General features: G+C 68.6%; 11 protein-coding genes. 8 read left to right on the top strand and 3 right to left on the bottom strand.

Annotated features, from left to right (window positions below):
- From ACYVKI_RS06295 to purU, 7 genes are all read left to right on the top strand, one after another.
- The coding region (locus ACYVKI_RS06295) for an L-serine ammonia-lyase, iron-sulfur-dependent, subunit alpha (RefSeq protein ID WP_460689494.1) at positions 1-123 on the top strand (123 nt) is incomplete at its 5' end.
- A 64-nt stretch (positions 124-187) separates the two neighbouring features.
- A complete protein-coding gene (gene glyA / locus ACYVKI_RS06290; protein ID WP_460689486.1) occupies positions 188-1,480 on the top strand; it encodes a serine hydroxymethyltransferase in 1,293 nt (430 codons plus the stop codon).
- On the top strand, positions 1,480-2,697 hold the full coding sequence (locus ACYVKI_RS06285; protein ID WP_460689485.1) for a sarcosine oxidase subunit beta family protein: 1,218 nt from the start codon (positions 1,480-1,482) through the stop codon (positions 2,695-2,697). The genes glyA and ACYVKI_RS06285 overlap by 1 nt, the downstream gene beginning before the upstream one ends.
- Positions 2,698-2,721: 24 nt before the next feature.
- Entirely contained in the window at positions 2,722-3,036 is a 315-nt protein-coding gene (locus ACYVKI_RS06280; protein ID WP_460689484.1) for a sarcosine oxidase subunit delta, read from the top strand.
- Entirely contained in the window at positions 3,033-5,939 is a 2,907-nt protein-coding gene (locus tag ACYVKI_RS06275; protein WP_460689483.1) for a sarcosine oxidase subunit alpha family protein, read from the top strand. Before ACYVKI_RS06280 ends, ACYVKI_RS06275 begins: the two co-directional genes overlap by 4 nt.
- Complete coding sequence (locus tag ACYVKI_RS06270) at positions 5,932-6,615, top strand: sarcosine oxidase subunit gamma (RefSeq protein WP_460689482.1); 684 nt, start codon at positions 5,932-5,934, stop codon at positions 6,613-6,615. The genes ACYVKI_RS06275 and ACYVKI_RS06270 overlap by 8 nt, the downstream gene beginning before the upstream one ends.
- Positions 6,594-7,472, top strand: a complete 879-nt coding sequence (gene purU / locus ACYVKI_RS06265; RefSeq protein WP_460689481.1) for a formyltetrahydrofolate deformylase — start codon at positions 6,594-6,596, stop codon at positions 7,470-7,472. Before ACYVKI_RS06270 ends, purU begins: the two co-directional genes overlap by 22 nt.
- A 231-nt stretch (positions 7,473-7,703) precedes the next feature.
- Here the strand turns inward: purU and ACYVKI_RS06260 are convergent, their stop codons facing one another.
- The 3 genes from ACYVKI_RS06260 to ACYVKI_RS06250 form a co-directional block, all read right to left on the bottom strand.
- Complete coding sequence (locus ACYVKI_RS06260; protein WP_460689480.1) at positions 7,704-10,094, bottom strand: LamG-like jellyroll fold domain-containing protein; 2,391 nt, start codon at positions 10,092-10,094, stop codon at positions 7,704-7,706.
- 137 nt (positions 10,095-10,231) lie between these two features.
- Entirely contained in the window at positions 10,232-11,200 is a 969-nt protein-coding gene (locus tag ACYVKI_RS06255) for an SRPBCC family protein (protein ID WP_460689479.1), read from the bottom strand.
- A 20-nt stretch (positions 11,201-11,220) separates the two neighbouring features.
- Positions 11,221-11,580, bottom strand: a complete 360-nt coding sequence (locus tag ACYVKI_RS06250) for an ArsR/SmtB family transcription factor (protein ID WP_460689478.1) — start codon at positions 11,578-11,580, stop codon at positions 11,221-11,223.
- Between the two features lie 107 nt (positions 11,581-11,687).
- Between ACYVKI_RS06250 and argS the strand changes: the two genes are divergently transcribed.
- A complete protein-coding gene (gene argS / locus ACYVKI_RS06245; RefSeq protein ID WP_460689477.1) occupies positions 11,688-13,328 on the top strand; it encodes an arginine--tRNA ligase in 1,641 nt (546 codons plus the stop codon).
- Positions 13,329-13,331 lie beyond the last annotated feature (3 nt).

The following is a 13,331-nucleotide window of genomic DNA, read 5'->3' as shown; positions in this document are numbered from 1 at the left end:
GGTTCGCACCGGGTCAGTCTTGACGAGGTGATCGTGACGATGCGTGAGACGGGTGCGGATATGTCCTCGAAGTACAAGGAGACGGCCCAGGGTGGGCTGGCGGTCAACGTCATCGAATGCTGAGGCCTCGGGGCCGATCAGCCGCGGGCAGCCGCAGGAATTTCGAACCAGAGAAGGAGCGACACCTATGACCGACACCATCTCCTCGTTGCGCGAGGACGATCCGGACATCGCCGCGGCGATCGATGCCGAGCGGGAGCGACAGAGCTCCACTCTGGAGATGATCGCCTCGGAGAACTTCACCTCGCCGGCCGTGATGGAGGCGCAGGGCTCAGTGCTGACCAACAAGTACGCCGAGGGGTACCCCGGGGCGCGATACTACGGCGGCTGCGAGCATGTGGACGTGATTGAGCAGATCGCCATCGACCGGGTCAAGGAGCTCTTCGGGGCGGAGGCGGCCAACGTCCAGCCGCACTCCGGAGCCCAGGCCAACGCCGCCGCGCTGTCCGCCCTCCTCTCTCCCGGGGAGAAGATCCTGGGGCTCGACCTCGCCCACGGCGGTCACCTCACCCATGGGATGCGGCTGAACTTCTCCGGTCGGCTCTACGACGTCGTCTCCTACCAGGTCGGAGAGTCCGACCACCTGATCGACATGGACGAGGTGGCCCGCCTGGCCCATGAACATCGTCCGCAGGTGATCATCGCCGGGTGGTCGGCCTACCCCCGTCAGCTGGACTTCGCGGCATTCCGCCGCATCGCGGACGAGGTCGGGGCCTACCTGCTGGTGGACATGGCCCACTTCGCGGGTCTGGTGGCCGCAGGCCTCCACCCCAGCCCGATCCCGTACGCCGACGTGGTCACCACCACCACGCACAAGACTCTCGGCGGACCGCGTGGCGGCGTGATCCTCTCCCGGGCCTCCCTGGCCAAGAAGATCAACTCCGCCGTCTTCCCCGGCCAGCAGGGCGGGCCCCTGGAACACGTGATCGCGGCCAAGGCGGTCGCTTTCCGCAGCGCCGCCAGCCCGGAGTTCCGTGACAGGCAGCAGCGGACCCTCGACGGTGCCCAGATCCTGGCGGAACGGCTGCGCCGACCCGACGTCACCGCCTCCGGCATCAGCCTGGTCAGCGGAGGGACGGACGTGCATCTGGTGCTGGTGGATCTGCGGCACTCCGAGCTGGACGGCCGTGAGGCGGAGGACCGGCTGCATCAGGTCGGCATCACGGTCAACCGCAATGCGGTGCCTTTCGACCCGCGTCCCCCGATGGTCTCCTCCGGACTGCGCATCGGCACACCGGCGCTGGCCACTCGAGGCTTCGGCGACGAGGAGTTCCGTGAGGTCGCGGACATCATCGCCTTCGCTCTGGCCCCGCGGCTGACCGAGAGAGACCACGATGAGCTGCGCGCCCGGGTGGCTTCCCTGGCCGGTCGATTCCCGCTGCACCCCCGTATGGAGCCGGCCGTCGAGGAGGTCGTCTGATGGCTGAACAGCTGCCTGAGCACCCGGACTTCCTCTGGGAGAATCCCGATCCGAAGTCCTCCTACGACGTGGTGATCGTCGGCGGGGGAGGGCACGGCCTCGCCACCGCCTACTACCTGGCGGCCCACCACGGGATCACCAACGTCGCCGTCGTCGAACGCGGCTGGCTGGCCGGTGGGAACATGGCCCGCAACACCGCGATCATCCGCTCCAACTATCTCTGGGATGAGAGCGCCCACCTCTATGAGCACTCCCTGAAGCTCTGGGAGCAGCTTCCTGACGAGCTGGAGTACGACTTCCTCTTCTCCCAGCGCGGCGTGCTGAACCTGGCACACACCCTCGGCGACGTGCGCGAGTCTCGGCGGCGCGTCGAGGCCAACCGGCTCAATGGGGTCGACGCCGAGTGGCTCTCCCCGGAGGAGACCCGTGAGGTCTGCCCGATCCTCAACATCGGCGACGACATCCGCTACCCGGTCATGGGGGCGACGTACCAGCCACGGGCCGGCATCGCCAAGCACGATCACGTTGCGTGGGCGCTGGCGCGGAAGGCCGCCGCGCTCGGGGTCGACCTGATCCAGAACTGCGAAGTCACCGGCTTCCTGTTCGACGGAGACCGGGTCACCGGCGTCGAGACCAGCCGGGGGCGCATCCACGCAGGAAAGGTCGGTCTCGCCGCGGCCGGGCACTCCTCGTCGGTCGCCGAGATGGCGGGGATCCGTCTGCCGATCCAGTCCCATCCGCTGCAGGCGCTGGTCTCCGAGCTCTTCGAACCGGTCCACCCCACGGTGGTGATGTCCAACCACGTCCACGTCTACGTCTCCCAGGCACATAAGGGAGAGCTGGTGCTGGGTGCGGGCATCGATCAGTATGTCGGCTACGGCCAGCGAGGCGGATTCCACGTGATCGAGGATCAGATGGCCGCCGCTGTGGAGCTGTTTCCCCTCTTCGGCCGTGCCCATGTGCTGCGCACCTGGGGCGGTGTCGTCGACACGACGCTCGACGCCTCCCCGATCATCTCGAAGACGCCGATCGACCAGCTCTACGTGAACTGCGGCTGGGGCACAGGAGGGTTCAAAGGCACCCCCGCCTCGGGCTACACCTTCGCCCACACCATCGCCCATGATGAGCCGCATCCGCTCAATGTGCCGTTCTCCCTGGAACGCTTCGAGACCGGCTTCCTCATCGACGAGCACGGCGCCGCCGGCGTCGCCCACTGACCCCGCCCCCGAAGAGGTCCTACCATGATGCTGATCCCCTGCCCTCACTGCGGGCCACGCAACGAGACAGAGTTCTCCTACGGGGGCCAGGCCCACGTCTCCCGCCCGGAGGATCCCCAGGCCCTCGACGATGCCGCCTGGGCCCGCTACCTCTTCTACCGGGACAACCCCAAGGGCCTGTTCGCCGAGCGCTGGGTCCATTCCGCCGGCTGCCGGAAATGGTTCAACGCGGTGCGGAACACGATCACCTACGAGGTTCGGTCTGTGGAGCCGATCGGCCCACAATCCCCACACGCACGCTCGGCCGAGTCCACGACGTCCGAAGGAGGACACCTATGACGGCGACACCCCGACGGGTCCCCGCAGGGGCCTCGCCCCACGCCCGGATCGAACCGACTCGGCCACGCCGCCTGGTCGTCGGCGGCGCTGAGCTCGCCGGTGCCCAGGGTGACACTGTGGCCAGCGCCCTGCTGGCCTCCGGCAGGCTCCGGGTCGGGGACTCGATATACCGGGGACGGCCGCGCGGCCTCATGGCGGCCGGTGTCGAAGAGCCCAACGGGCTGCTCGCCGTGCGTTCCCCGCACCCGGGCCAGGTGCAGGAGTCGATGCTCTCCGCCCCGACCGTCGAGCTCATCGACGGGATGGAGGTCAGACTGCTCTCCGGGCTCGGTCGCCTCGACCCGAGTCCCGATGAGGCCTACTATGACCACAAGCATGTGCACACCGACGTGCTCGTCGTCGGCGCCGGACCGGCAGGCCTGGCGGCGGCCCGCGAGGCCGCCCGATCCGGTGCGCGGGTGATGCTCCTCGACGAGCAGCCCGAGGCCGGAGGGAGCCTCGACTCCCGGCCCGACGCGCAGATCGACGGCCAGCCCGCCCGGTCCTGGATCCGTGGGGTGGAGGGTGAGCTGCGAGACCATCCGGAGGCCGTCCACCTGCAGCGGACCACCGTGCTGGGCAACTACGACGCCAACTACCTGGTGGCCGTGCAGCGGCGGACCGCCCACCTGGCGCAGCCCCCCGGGGACGGGGTCTCGCGTGAACGTGTCTGGCACATCCGCGCTGGGCAGGTGGTGCTGGCCACCGGCGCCCACGAGCGCCACCTGGTCTTCGCCGACAACGACCGCCCCGGCATCATGCTCGCCGGCGCGGTGCAGCGATACCTGCACCGCTACGGAGTGCTCGTCGGGGACCGGACGGTGATCGCGACCACCGGGGATCAGGCCTACGACCTCGTCGACGACCTGAGGCGCGTCGGGGGAGAGGTCCTCGCCGTCGTCGACTCCCGCCCGGAGCTCTCCCCGCGAGCGGCTCGGGCACAGGAGGCCGGGGTGCCGGTGCACTCCGGCTCGGTGGTCGCCGCCACCGAGGGGGACGAGGAGGGCCTGCTGCGCGCGGTGACGATCAGCCCCCTCGCCGAGGACGGGACGCTGACCGGCGTCACCCAGCGTGTGGAGACCGACGTGCTCGCGCTCTCCGGAGGCTTCTCCCCGGCGATCCACCTGCATACCCAGCGTCAGGGGAGGATCCGTTGGGAGGAGTCGTTGGCGGCCTTCGTCCCGGCTTCCCCGGTGCCCGGACAGCGGACCGCCGGCGGCGTGGAGGGCCGTCTCGACCTCGCCGGAGCCCTGGCCGACGGCGCACAGGCCGGGGCGGCGGCCGCCGCGGACGTCGGCTTCCTCCGGGACCCGTCGATTCCGCAGGCCCCTGTCGAGGAGACCGCCCCGGCGCGGCCGGTCTGGCTCGTGCCGGCGCTGGATGGGGAGGACCGGGAGGCCTACCGGAACCACTTCGTCGACTTCCAGCGCGACCAGACCGTCGCCGACGTCATGCGCTCCACGGGTGCCGGGATGCGTTCGGTGGAGCATGTCAAACGCTACACCTCGATCTCCACGGCCCATGACCAGGGGAAGACCAGCAGCGCGGCGCTGGTGGGCACCCTTGCGCGGCTGCTCGGCAGAGAGAACCCGGAGGGCATCGGACTGACCGCGTACCGGCCGCCCTACACGCCGGTGGCGTTCGCCGCGCTGGCCGGCACACGCCGCGGAGAGCTCTTCGACCCGGCACGGGTCACCCCGATGCACTCCTGGCACGTGGCGCAGGGGGCCGAGTTCGAGGACGTCGGTCAGTGGAAGCGCCCCTGGTACTTCCCCCGTGAGGGCGAGACCATGGATCAGGCCGTGCTGCGCGAATGTGCCGCCGCCCGGGAATCGGTGGCCTTCATGGACGCCACCACGCTGGGCAAGATCGAGATCCGCGGCGCCGACGCCGGCGAGTTCCTCAACCGTATCTACACCAACGCGTTCAAGAAACTGGCCCCCGGCAAGGCCCGCTACGGGGTCATGTGCGGTGAGGACGGGATGATCTTCGACGACGGCGTCTCACTGCGGCTGGACGAGGACCGGTACCTGATGACCACCACCACCGGAGGTGCCGCCGGCGTGCTGGACTGGTTGGAGGAGTGGCTGCAGACCGAGTGGCCCGAACTCGACGTGACCTGCACCTCGGTGACCGAGCAGTACGCGACGGTCGCCGTCGTCGGGCCGCGTTCTCGGGATGTCATCGCTGCTCTGGCCCCGGACCTGGACGTCTCTGCCGAGGGCTTCGAGTTCATGGGATTCCGGGAGACGGTGTTGGCCTCCGGAATCCCCGCGCGAGTCTGTCGGATCTCGTTCTCCGGGGAGCTGGCCTTCGAGATCAACGTGGCCTCCTGGTACGGGCTGCAGGTCTGGGAGGACGTCGCCGCCGCCGGCGAGCCGTACGGGATCACGCCGTACGGCACCGAGACGATGCACGTGCTCCGGGCGGAGAAGGGCTTCATCATCGTCGGTCAGGACACCGACGGCACCGTCACCCCGCAGGATGCGGGCATGGACTGGGTGGTCTCGAAACGCAAGGACTTCATCGGCCGACGGTCCTTCGAGCGTCCTGACACCCGGCGCGCTGACCGCAAACATCTGGTCTCGGTGCTGCCGGTCGACACCACCCTGCGCCTGCCCGAAGGCGCCCAGCTCGTGGACGCGACGGCCGAGCTGAGCGCTCCGCCGGTGCCCATGGAAGGGTGGGTCACCTCCTCCTACGAGTCCGCCGCACTGGGACGTACCTTCGGGCTCGCCCTGATCAGGAACGGGCGCGGCCGCATCGGTGACACCTTGCACGCCGTCGTCGACGACCGGCCCGTCGAAGTCACCGTCTCCTCCACCGTCCTCTACGACCCTGAAGGGAGCCGCCGTGATGGCTGACCTGCTGCTCACCCACGGTCCCACCGAGCTGAGGCGTTCGCCGCTGGAGCACCTGCAGCCGCGCCTCGAAGAGGCATCCGCCTCTGACGCCTCCACGATCCGTCTGGCGGAACGGCCGTTCACCACTCAGGTGGGCCTGCGCGCAGTGCCCGGAACGGCCGCCCATCGTGCCTTGGGCGCAGCCCTCGGCGTCGGTCTGCCGGAGCGGGTCGGTGAGGTGGCCGGCGATGCCGACGACGTCGCCGTGCTCTGGCTGGGGCCCGACGAATTCCTCGTCGTCGCCCCGCCGGACGGCTCGGAGCTCATCGTCCGGCTGCAGGACGCGCTGGCCGAGGAGCCGGGCCAGGTGGTGGATCTCTCGGCGAACAGGACGGTCGTCGAGATCGCCGGCACAGCCGCCCGGGACGTGCTCGAGAAGGGGTCGCCGGTGGATCTGCATCCGCGGATGTTCCCGACCGGCGCGGCCGTGACCACGACACTCGGACCCACGGCGGTCCTGCTGTGGCGCACCGGAGAGGAGACCTGGTGGATCCTGCCTCGGGCCTCCTTCGCCGAGTACACCGCGTGGTGGCTGCTGGACGCCACCCGAGAGCATCGTGCCCTGACGCCCGATGCCTCGATCACGCTGACCGATGACGAGGATGAGGAGGCCGCATGGCAGACGACCGAGGCATGATCCTGACCCTGGACTGTCCCTCCACCCTGGGGATCGTCCATGCCGTGAGTGAGGTCCTGCTGGAGCATGGCTGCAACATCATGGAGCTCGCACAGTTCAACGATCCCCGGGCCGGGCATTTCTTCCTGCGTGCGCGGGCTGAGTTCTCCGACGGCGGGACATCCACCTCGTCGGCGTCCGCGCTGAGCGCCGTGGAGGAGTCGCTGCGCCCGGTGGCGGAGCGCTTCGACATGAACTGGTCTCTGCGTGCCGCTGATGCCAAGCCACGCGTGCTGGTGATGGTCTCGAAGTTCGAGCACTGCCTCAATGATCTGCTCTTCCGGACCCGGAAGGGGGAGCTGCCGATCGAGATCGTCGCGGTGGTGTCCAACCATCCGGACCATCAGCGACTGGTCGAATGGCACGGGATCCCGTTCTTCCACATCCCGGTCACCCCAGAGACCAAGCCGCAGGCCGAGCAGGAGCTGCTGGACCTGGTGGACCGCATGTCGATCGACCTGGTGGTCCTCGCCCGGTACATGCAGATCCTCAGCGACTCCCTGGCCACACGGATGGAAGGGCGGGTGATCAACATCCACCATTCCTTCCTGCCCAGCTTCAAGGGGGCGAAGCCCTACCACCAGGCCTACGAACGTGGCGTGAAGACGGTCGGGGCCACGGCCCACTACGTCAACAGCGAGCTCGACGAGGGCCCCATCATCGCCCAGCAGGTGGTCGACGTAGACCATACCCACGGTCCGGACGATCTGGTGGCCGCGGGTCGTGACACCGAATGCAAGGCGCTCTCCGATGCTGTGCGCTGGCATGCGGAGGGTCGGGTCATCCTCCACGGCAGCAAGACCGTGGTGCTCCGCTGAGCCAGTCGGCGCACCCGACGGCCCGGTCCGGGTGAACGTCAGTCCGGCCCCGGTCCGTGGCCGACGTGGGGGATGTCCATCCGGACGCCGCCGTCACCGGCCGAGGCGTGGGCCACGATGCCGGGGTGGTAACAGCTCGTCTGGCCCATCATCCCAACCAGGCAGGGGCGGTCGACTCTGACGAGTCGACCGCCCCTGGCGCGGACAGCGATCCGTGCCGAACTCCTCAGCTCAGCGTGCGGCCAGTTCCGCCACATCCTCGGCGTCGAGGCCGCCGTGGAAGACGTGCAGGTCGTCGATCGAGCCCTGGAACGGGGTGTCCCACCAGTTGACTCCGAGGGCGAACACTCCGTCAGCGGTGGAGAACACCTCGGGGAAGTCTTCGCCAGAATGGACGACGTCGCCGTCGAAGTGGACCTTCGCGCTCCCGCCCTCCACAGAGAAGGCGACATGGGTCCACTCGTCGACCGGCAGCTGTGTTCCAGCTGCACCGAGGTAGGGCTGGGCCGAACCGGACCACAGGGCGGTGTGGCCCCCGGCATCGGGCCCGGCATCCGGCACCAGGCTCACCCAGGCGGTCTCCGACCGGGCGCCGAAGAACGTGGTGGTGTAGGTGGACACCGACTCCGGCTTCACCCAGAAGCTGACGGCGTAGTCGGCATCGGTGATCAGTCCGTCCGGCAGGCGGACGCCCGAGCCCCCGTCCATGTGAAGGGCCTGTCCGTTGATGCCAGGGACAAAGCTCGCCTGCTCGTGCGGGCGCAGGTGATCGATCCGATCGCCGGTGACCATGCCGTCTTCCTGGGTGCCGTCGGTGGAGGAGAGATCGCCGTCGAAGCTGTAGTGCGCCACCAGGCCGGGTGCAGGGCGGGCCGGCACGACGACGTCGAAGTCTGCGGTCTCGATGTGCTCGCCCAGGGTGATCTCCGCACGAAGCGTGACGTCGGCATCTGCCGCTCCGGGGGAGGGCCGGGTGACGTCGCCGTCGGCGGTGATGGTCGACTCGTCGCTGCTGGTCCAGGCGATCTGTGCCCCGCGGCTTCCGTGCTGGGGCAGATCGAGGTGGGAGAGCACCGCGTCGGTACCGTGCAGCGGCAGCTCCTCGCGGATCGCGGCGACGACCGCCTCGTCGCTCATCGGCTCCAGCTGGCTGCCCCAGAGGCTGACCCCCGCGGAAGAGAGCACGCTGAAGCTGAGCACCCAGTCGGAGGTGGTGGGGTCCCATTCATAGGTGAACACGCCGTGGTAGGAATCGCCGCCGATGGTCAGCTCGGCGTCGTGGTGCCCGGTGAGCCTCCAGCGCCCCTCCAGATCGCCGCTGATGCGGCCGTTCCGCTCCAAGGTGATGTCCACGGCCTCGGTGATCTCGTCGCTGATGGTCTTGCCGTGGTCGATGAGCCGGTAGTCCCCCACGGCATGGGGGCGATGCACCCTCTGCGCCTCGGCGCCGGCGTACCGGTAGGGGGCCACCACGGGCCAGTCCTGGGTGTTCATATGCATCTCGTGGGTGCGCACGTGGTGACGCTCGCCCTGGCCGGGGAAGCGGGAGTGGAAGATCAGGTGCATCCGGCCCGTCTCGGGGTCCAGGTGGCTGGTGTTGTGGCCGGGGGAGACGTAGCCGACTCCTGCGCCCTCGCCGGGGTCGCCGAGTTCACGCTGGAAGAGGAAGTTTCCCATGAGTTTGGTGCCGTACGGCTCGATGCTGGCGTCGTCGAAGATCGGCAGCGCCGGATCCGACTTCACCTGACGCATGTCGTTGCCCTCGGCGTCGTAGTACGGGCCGGTCGGTTCCTCGGCGCGGGCCACGCGCATGTTGTAGCCGCCGTCGGCGTCGAGGCCACCGAAGGTGGTGAACAGATAGTAGTAGCCGGTGTCGGCGTCGAACATCATGTGGGGCGCTTCGATCCGGCTGTGGTTGCCACCCATCAGATGCGTGCCGTATCCCTGGTCCGGCATCGGCAGGCCGGTGCTCTCGTCGAGCTCCAGGAGGAAGATGCCTCCAGAGTAGGAGCCGTAGACCATCCACAGCTGGCCGTGCTCGTCATAGAAGATGTCCGGGTCCACCACGTTGGGATGGATGGTGCCGTCATACGGGGTCCCGTCCTCGCTGGGGCCCTCGCCGTCGCGATGCCCGGAGCGCAGGATGATGCCGTGATCCTCATAGGGCCCGCCCACGTCGTCGGCGATGGCCACGCCCATGGCGGATCGTGGTGAGTCGCCGCGGCAGGCGTTGTAGTACATGGCGAAGCGGCCGTCCGGCAGCTGGATCACGTCGGGGGCCCACAGGGTGTCGGACTCGGCCCATTCGAACGTCTCGGCGAGCTCGACGGTGACGTCCTCGAAGAGGGGGTTCTCCGGGGTGACGTGGTTCGCGGTCTGCTCCCACGCGATGAAATCCTCGGTCTTGGCGGAGGCCAGGTGAGAGCCGAAGACCCAGTGCTCGTCATCGGCGGTGACCAGGGCGGGATCGTGGACCTCGACCTCGGTGAAAGGCGGCGACTCCGGCAGGTCCGGCAGGTTAGGGCCGGGCGGCGTCGCAGAGGACGCCGGTGCCAGGGTGAGGGTCAGGGCAGCGGCGAGCGTGGTCGCCGCCGCAGTCCGGAGGGTGTTCCGGAGAGTCACAGGTTCTCCTCATCTGTGGGTCAGGGGTCGGTCGGTGAGCCGTCCGACATCCTCGTGTACAACGTTGGAATGTGACTCAGGTTACAACGATGGACGTCCATGTCAAGGGTGCGGCCCGCCTGGGGCGGCTCCGGGGTTCAGGGTCGGGTGAGCACTTCGGCCTCCAGGCGCGCGTAGCTGGCCTCTATGCCGTCGACCATGCCGGTCTCCAGTGTCGTGTCGCGCAGCGCCTTGTCCGGATAGGTGATCACCAGGCTGAGCAGCGTCCCGTGCTCCATCGCGGTCAGGGTCAGCTCGTTGGTGGCACCGGCGCCGTGGATGCCGATCATCTGTTCGCTTGCGACCTCGCGGTGAGGTGGGTGGGTCTCCAGCAGCTCCCCGGTGACGCCGAAGCGCTGCTCGCCGTCGGCGGACTCCCATGCGAAGCGGTAGGTGTCTCCGGTGTTCTCGGCCGGCTCGCAGACCAGCATCGTCCACCCCTCCGGACCGAGCATCCAACGCTGCAGCAGCTCGGCGCGTCGGTGGGCCCGCCAGATCTCCTCCACGGGGCCTGCAAGGACCCGACTGATGCGGACCTGCGTGTCGTTGAGCAGCTGGGAGCGCGTGGGGGAGTGTGCCACGGCTTTGCGCAGGACCTCGTCAGCCTGCCCCAGTGCGGAGCGCAGGCCGTCCTCCATGCCCATGCCGAGCAGCTGCTCCAGTTCGTCGGCAGAGTTGAAGAAGGTCTGGATGACCACCTGTGAACCTCCGGCGGTCTCGTTGAAGGTCAAGACCATCCGCATCGTGGGCATGTCGCGGTCGGGCTTCCCGTCCAGACCGGCGAAGCCGTCGAGGACCTCGAAGGAGTGCGGAGGTGTCACCGCCAGAAACTCGAACCATCCGGCGGACGTTTCCCCCTCGGGTCCGGTCATCACATAGGCGGAGCGGCCCCCGGGGAACATGTCGTGTCGGGTGAAGGTGGCGGGCCACTCGGGAGGCCCCCAGAACCGCTCGAGCTGGCGGGGGTCGGCGTAGGCGTCCCACAGGCGGCGTCGCGGCACGGGAAAGTCTGCGGTGACGGTCATGGTCAGAGCGTCGTAATCCTTCTCGACTGAGGTGAGGGGCATGATGTGATCTTCCTGAGAGGTCAGTCCTCGGCCAGCAGGTCGTCGAGTCGTGTGACGCGATCGCGCCAGAGGCCCTCGTAGCGGCGCAGCAGGGACTGGGCGTGTCGGAGGGTCTCGGGGCGGGCGCGCACGAGTCGCTCCCGGCCTCGGGTCTGTTTGTTCACCAGTCCTGCGGCGGCCAGGGCGGTGACATGCTTCTGGACGGCGGCGAAAGACATGTCATAGGCCGTCGCCAGGGCAGAGATGCTCTCCTCCTTCACGAGGGTGCGGCGGATGATGTCGCGCCGGGTGGCATCGGCCAGTGCGCGGAAGATCCGGTCGACGTCGCCTTCACTCAGGGAGGCGGCGGCGAGGGGGTCGGACGACGGATATATAACCATCAGGTTGTACGTTAGGTGGTGCCGCCTCGGCCGTCAAGACCTGGCGACCCGGTGGGCGGCTGATGCCTCACTTTCAGGCTTCGGCGCCGCCGCCGTAGACTGTCCGAGTGACTCCCGAAGAACTCTCCTCAGCTGTGACCCGTGTGCTCTCCGAGGCCGTCGAGGCCGGTGAACTGACCGTCGAGATCCCTGAGACGGTCATCGTCGAGCGACCCAAGAGTCGAGACCACGGCGACTGGGCCTCCACGGTTGCTCTGCAGCTGGCCAAGCAGGCCGGCATGGCGCCGCGGCAGCTGGCCGAACTCCTCGCCGCGCGGCTCCGTGAGGCCGAGGGCATCGCGGGGGTGGAGATCGCCGGACCTGGGTTCATCAACATCACCCTCGACGCTGCGGCCGCCGGTCAGCTCGCGCGTACCATCGTGGAGACCGGCGACTCCTTCGGCCACAATGGCGCGCTCGCCGGGCACGTGATCAACCTGGAGTTCGTCTCGGCGAACCCCACGGGGCCGCTGCATCTGGGCCACACCCGCTGGGCGGCCCTGGGCGATGCCCTGTCCCGCCTGCTGCGGGCCTCCGGTGCCGAGGTCACCAGCGAGTACTACATCAACGACGCCGGCAACCAGATGAACGTCTTCGCGGCCTCCGTGCTGGCGCGGATCCACGATGAGGGCGTCCCCGAGGGCGGCTATCCCGGTGAGTACACCAAGGAACTGGCCGAGGAAGCGCTCGCCGCGCGCTCCGACCTGGCGGAGCTTCCCCGGGACGAGGCCCTGCCTGTCGTCCGCGAACTCGCCTACCAGGCACAGCTCGGACAGATCAAGGACACTCTGGCCCAGTTCGGAGTCCACTTCGATGTCTACTATTCCGAACAGTCGCTCCACGACGAGGGCAAAGTGGCCGCGGCAGTCGAGACCCTGCGCGAACAGGGACACATCGAGGACCGGGACGGCGCCGTGTGGCTGCGCACCACCGACTTCGGTGATGACAAGGACCGCGTGCTGTTCAAGGCCGACGGCGAACCCACCTACTTCGCCGCCGATGCCGCCTACTACCTCTCCAAGCGGGAACGTGGCTTCGACGAGAAGATCTACCTGCTCGGCGCGGATCACCACGGCTACGTAGCCCGGCTGAAGGCCATCGCCGCCTGCGCCGGCGACGATCCCGAGCGCAACATCGAGGTGCTCATCGGCCAGCTGATGAGCGTCCGGGGAGCCAAGCTCTCCAAACGGGCCGGCAACATCATCGAGCTGGCGGATCTGATCTCCTGGCTGGGGGCCGACGGGCTGCGCTACACCCTGGCCCGCTATCCGGCGGACTCGCCGATCGACATCGACCCGGATCTGCTGCGCTCGAAGACCAACGACAACCCGGTCTTCTACGTCCAGTACGCTCATGCCCGGGCCTGCGCCGCGGCGCGGAACGCCGTCCAGGCTGGAGTGGACCGCAGCGGCTTCGACGCCGCACTGCTCTCCCATGCCACCGAGGAGGAGCTGTTGGCCCACCTCGGGAAGTTCCCCTCCGTGGTGGCCCGTGCGGCCGAGATGCGGGAGCCCCATCGGGTGGCCCGCCACCTGGAGACGGTCGCGGCCGCCTACCACTCCTGGTATGCCGCCTGCCGGATGGTCCCGCGCGCTGGCGAGGAGATCACCGAGACCAACCGCACACGGCTGTGGCTCAACGACGCCACCGCCCAGGTGCTGCGCAACGGCCTGGCGCTGCTCGGCGTCTCGGCGCCGGAGAGGATGTGAGCT

It is taken from the genome of Nesterenkonia suensis (genome assembly GCF_054782935.1).
The sequence above is the reverse complement of the archived record's forward strand: the minus strand, read 5'-3'. Positions and strand labels throughout refer to the sequence as shown.

Excerpts from the sequence above, each read along its gene's own strand:
- glyA (WP_460689486.1), top strand. The coding sequence starts at position 188 with ATGACCGACACCATCTCCTCGTTGCGCGAGGACGATCCGGACATCGCC.
- ACYVKI_RS06285 (WP_460689485.1), top strand. The coding sequence starts at position 1,480 with ATGGCTGAACAGCTGCCTGAGCACCCGGACTTCCTCTGGGAGAATCCC.
- ACYVKI_RS06280 (WP_460689484.1), top strand. The coding sequence starts at position 2,722 with ATGATGCTGATCCCCTGCCCTCACTGCGGGCCACGCAACGAGACAGAG.
- ACYVKI_RS06275 (WP_460689483.1), top strand. The coding sequence starts at position 3,033 with ATGACGGCGACACCCCGACGGGTCCCCGCAGGGGCCTCGCCCCACGCC.
- ACYVKI_RS06270 (WP_460689482.1), top strand. The coding sequence starts at position 5,932 with ATGGCTGACCTGCTGCTCACCCACGGTCCCACCGAGCTGAGGCGTTCG.
- purU (WP_460689481.1), top strand. The coding sequence starts at position 6,594 with ATGGCAGACGACCGAGGCATGATCCTGACCCTGGACTGTCCCTCCACC.
- ACYVKI_RS06255 (WP_460689479.1), bottom strand. The coding sequence starts at position 11,200 with ATGCCCCTCACCTCAGTCGAGAAGGATTACGACGCTCTGACCATGACC.
- ACYVKI_RS06250 (WP_460689478.1), bottom strand. The coding sequence starts at position 11,580 with ATGGTTATATATCCGTCGTCCGACCCCCTCGCCGCCGCCTCCCTGAGT.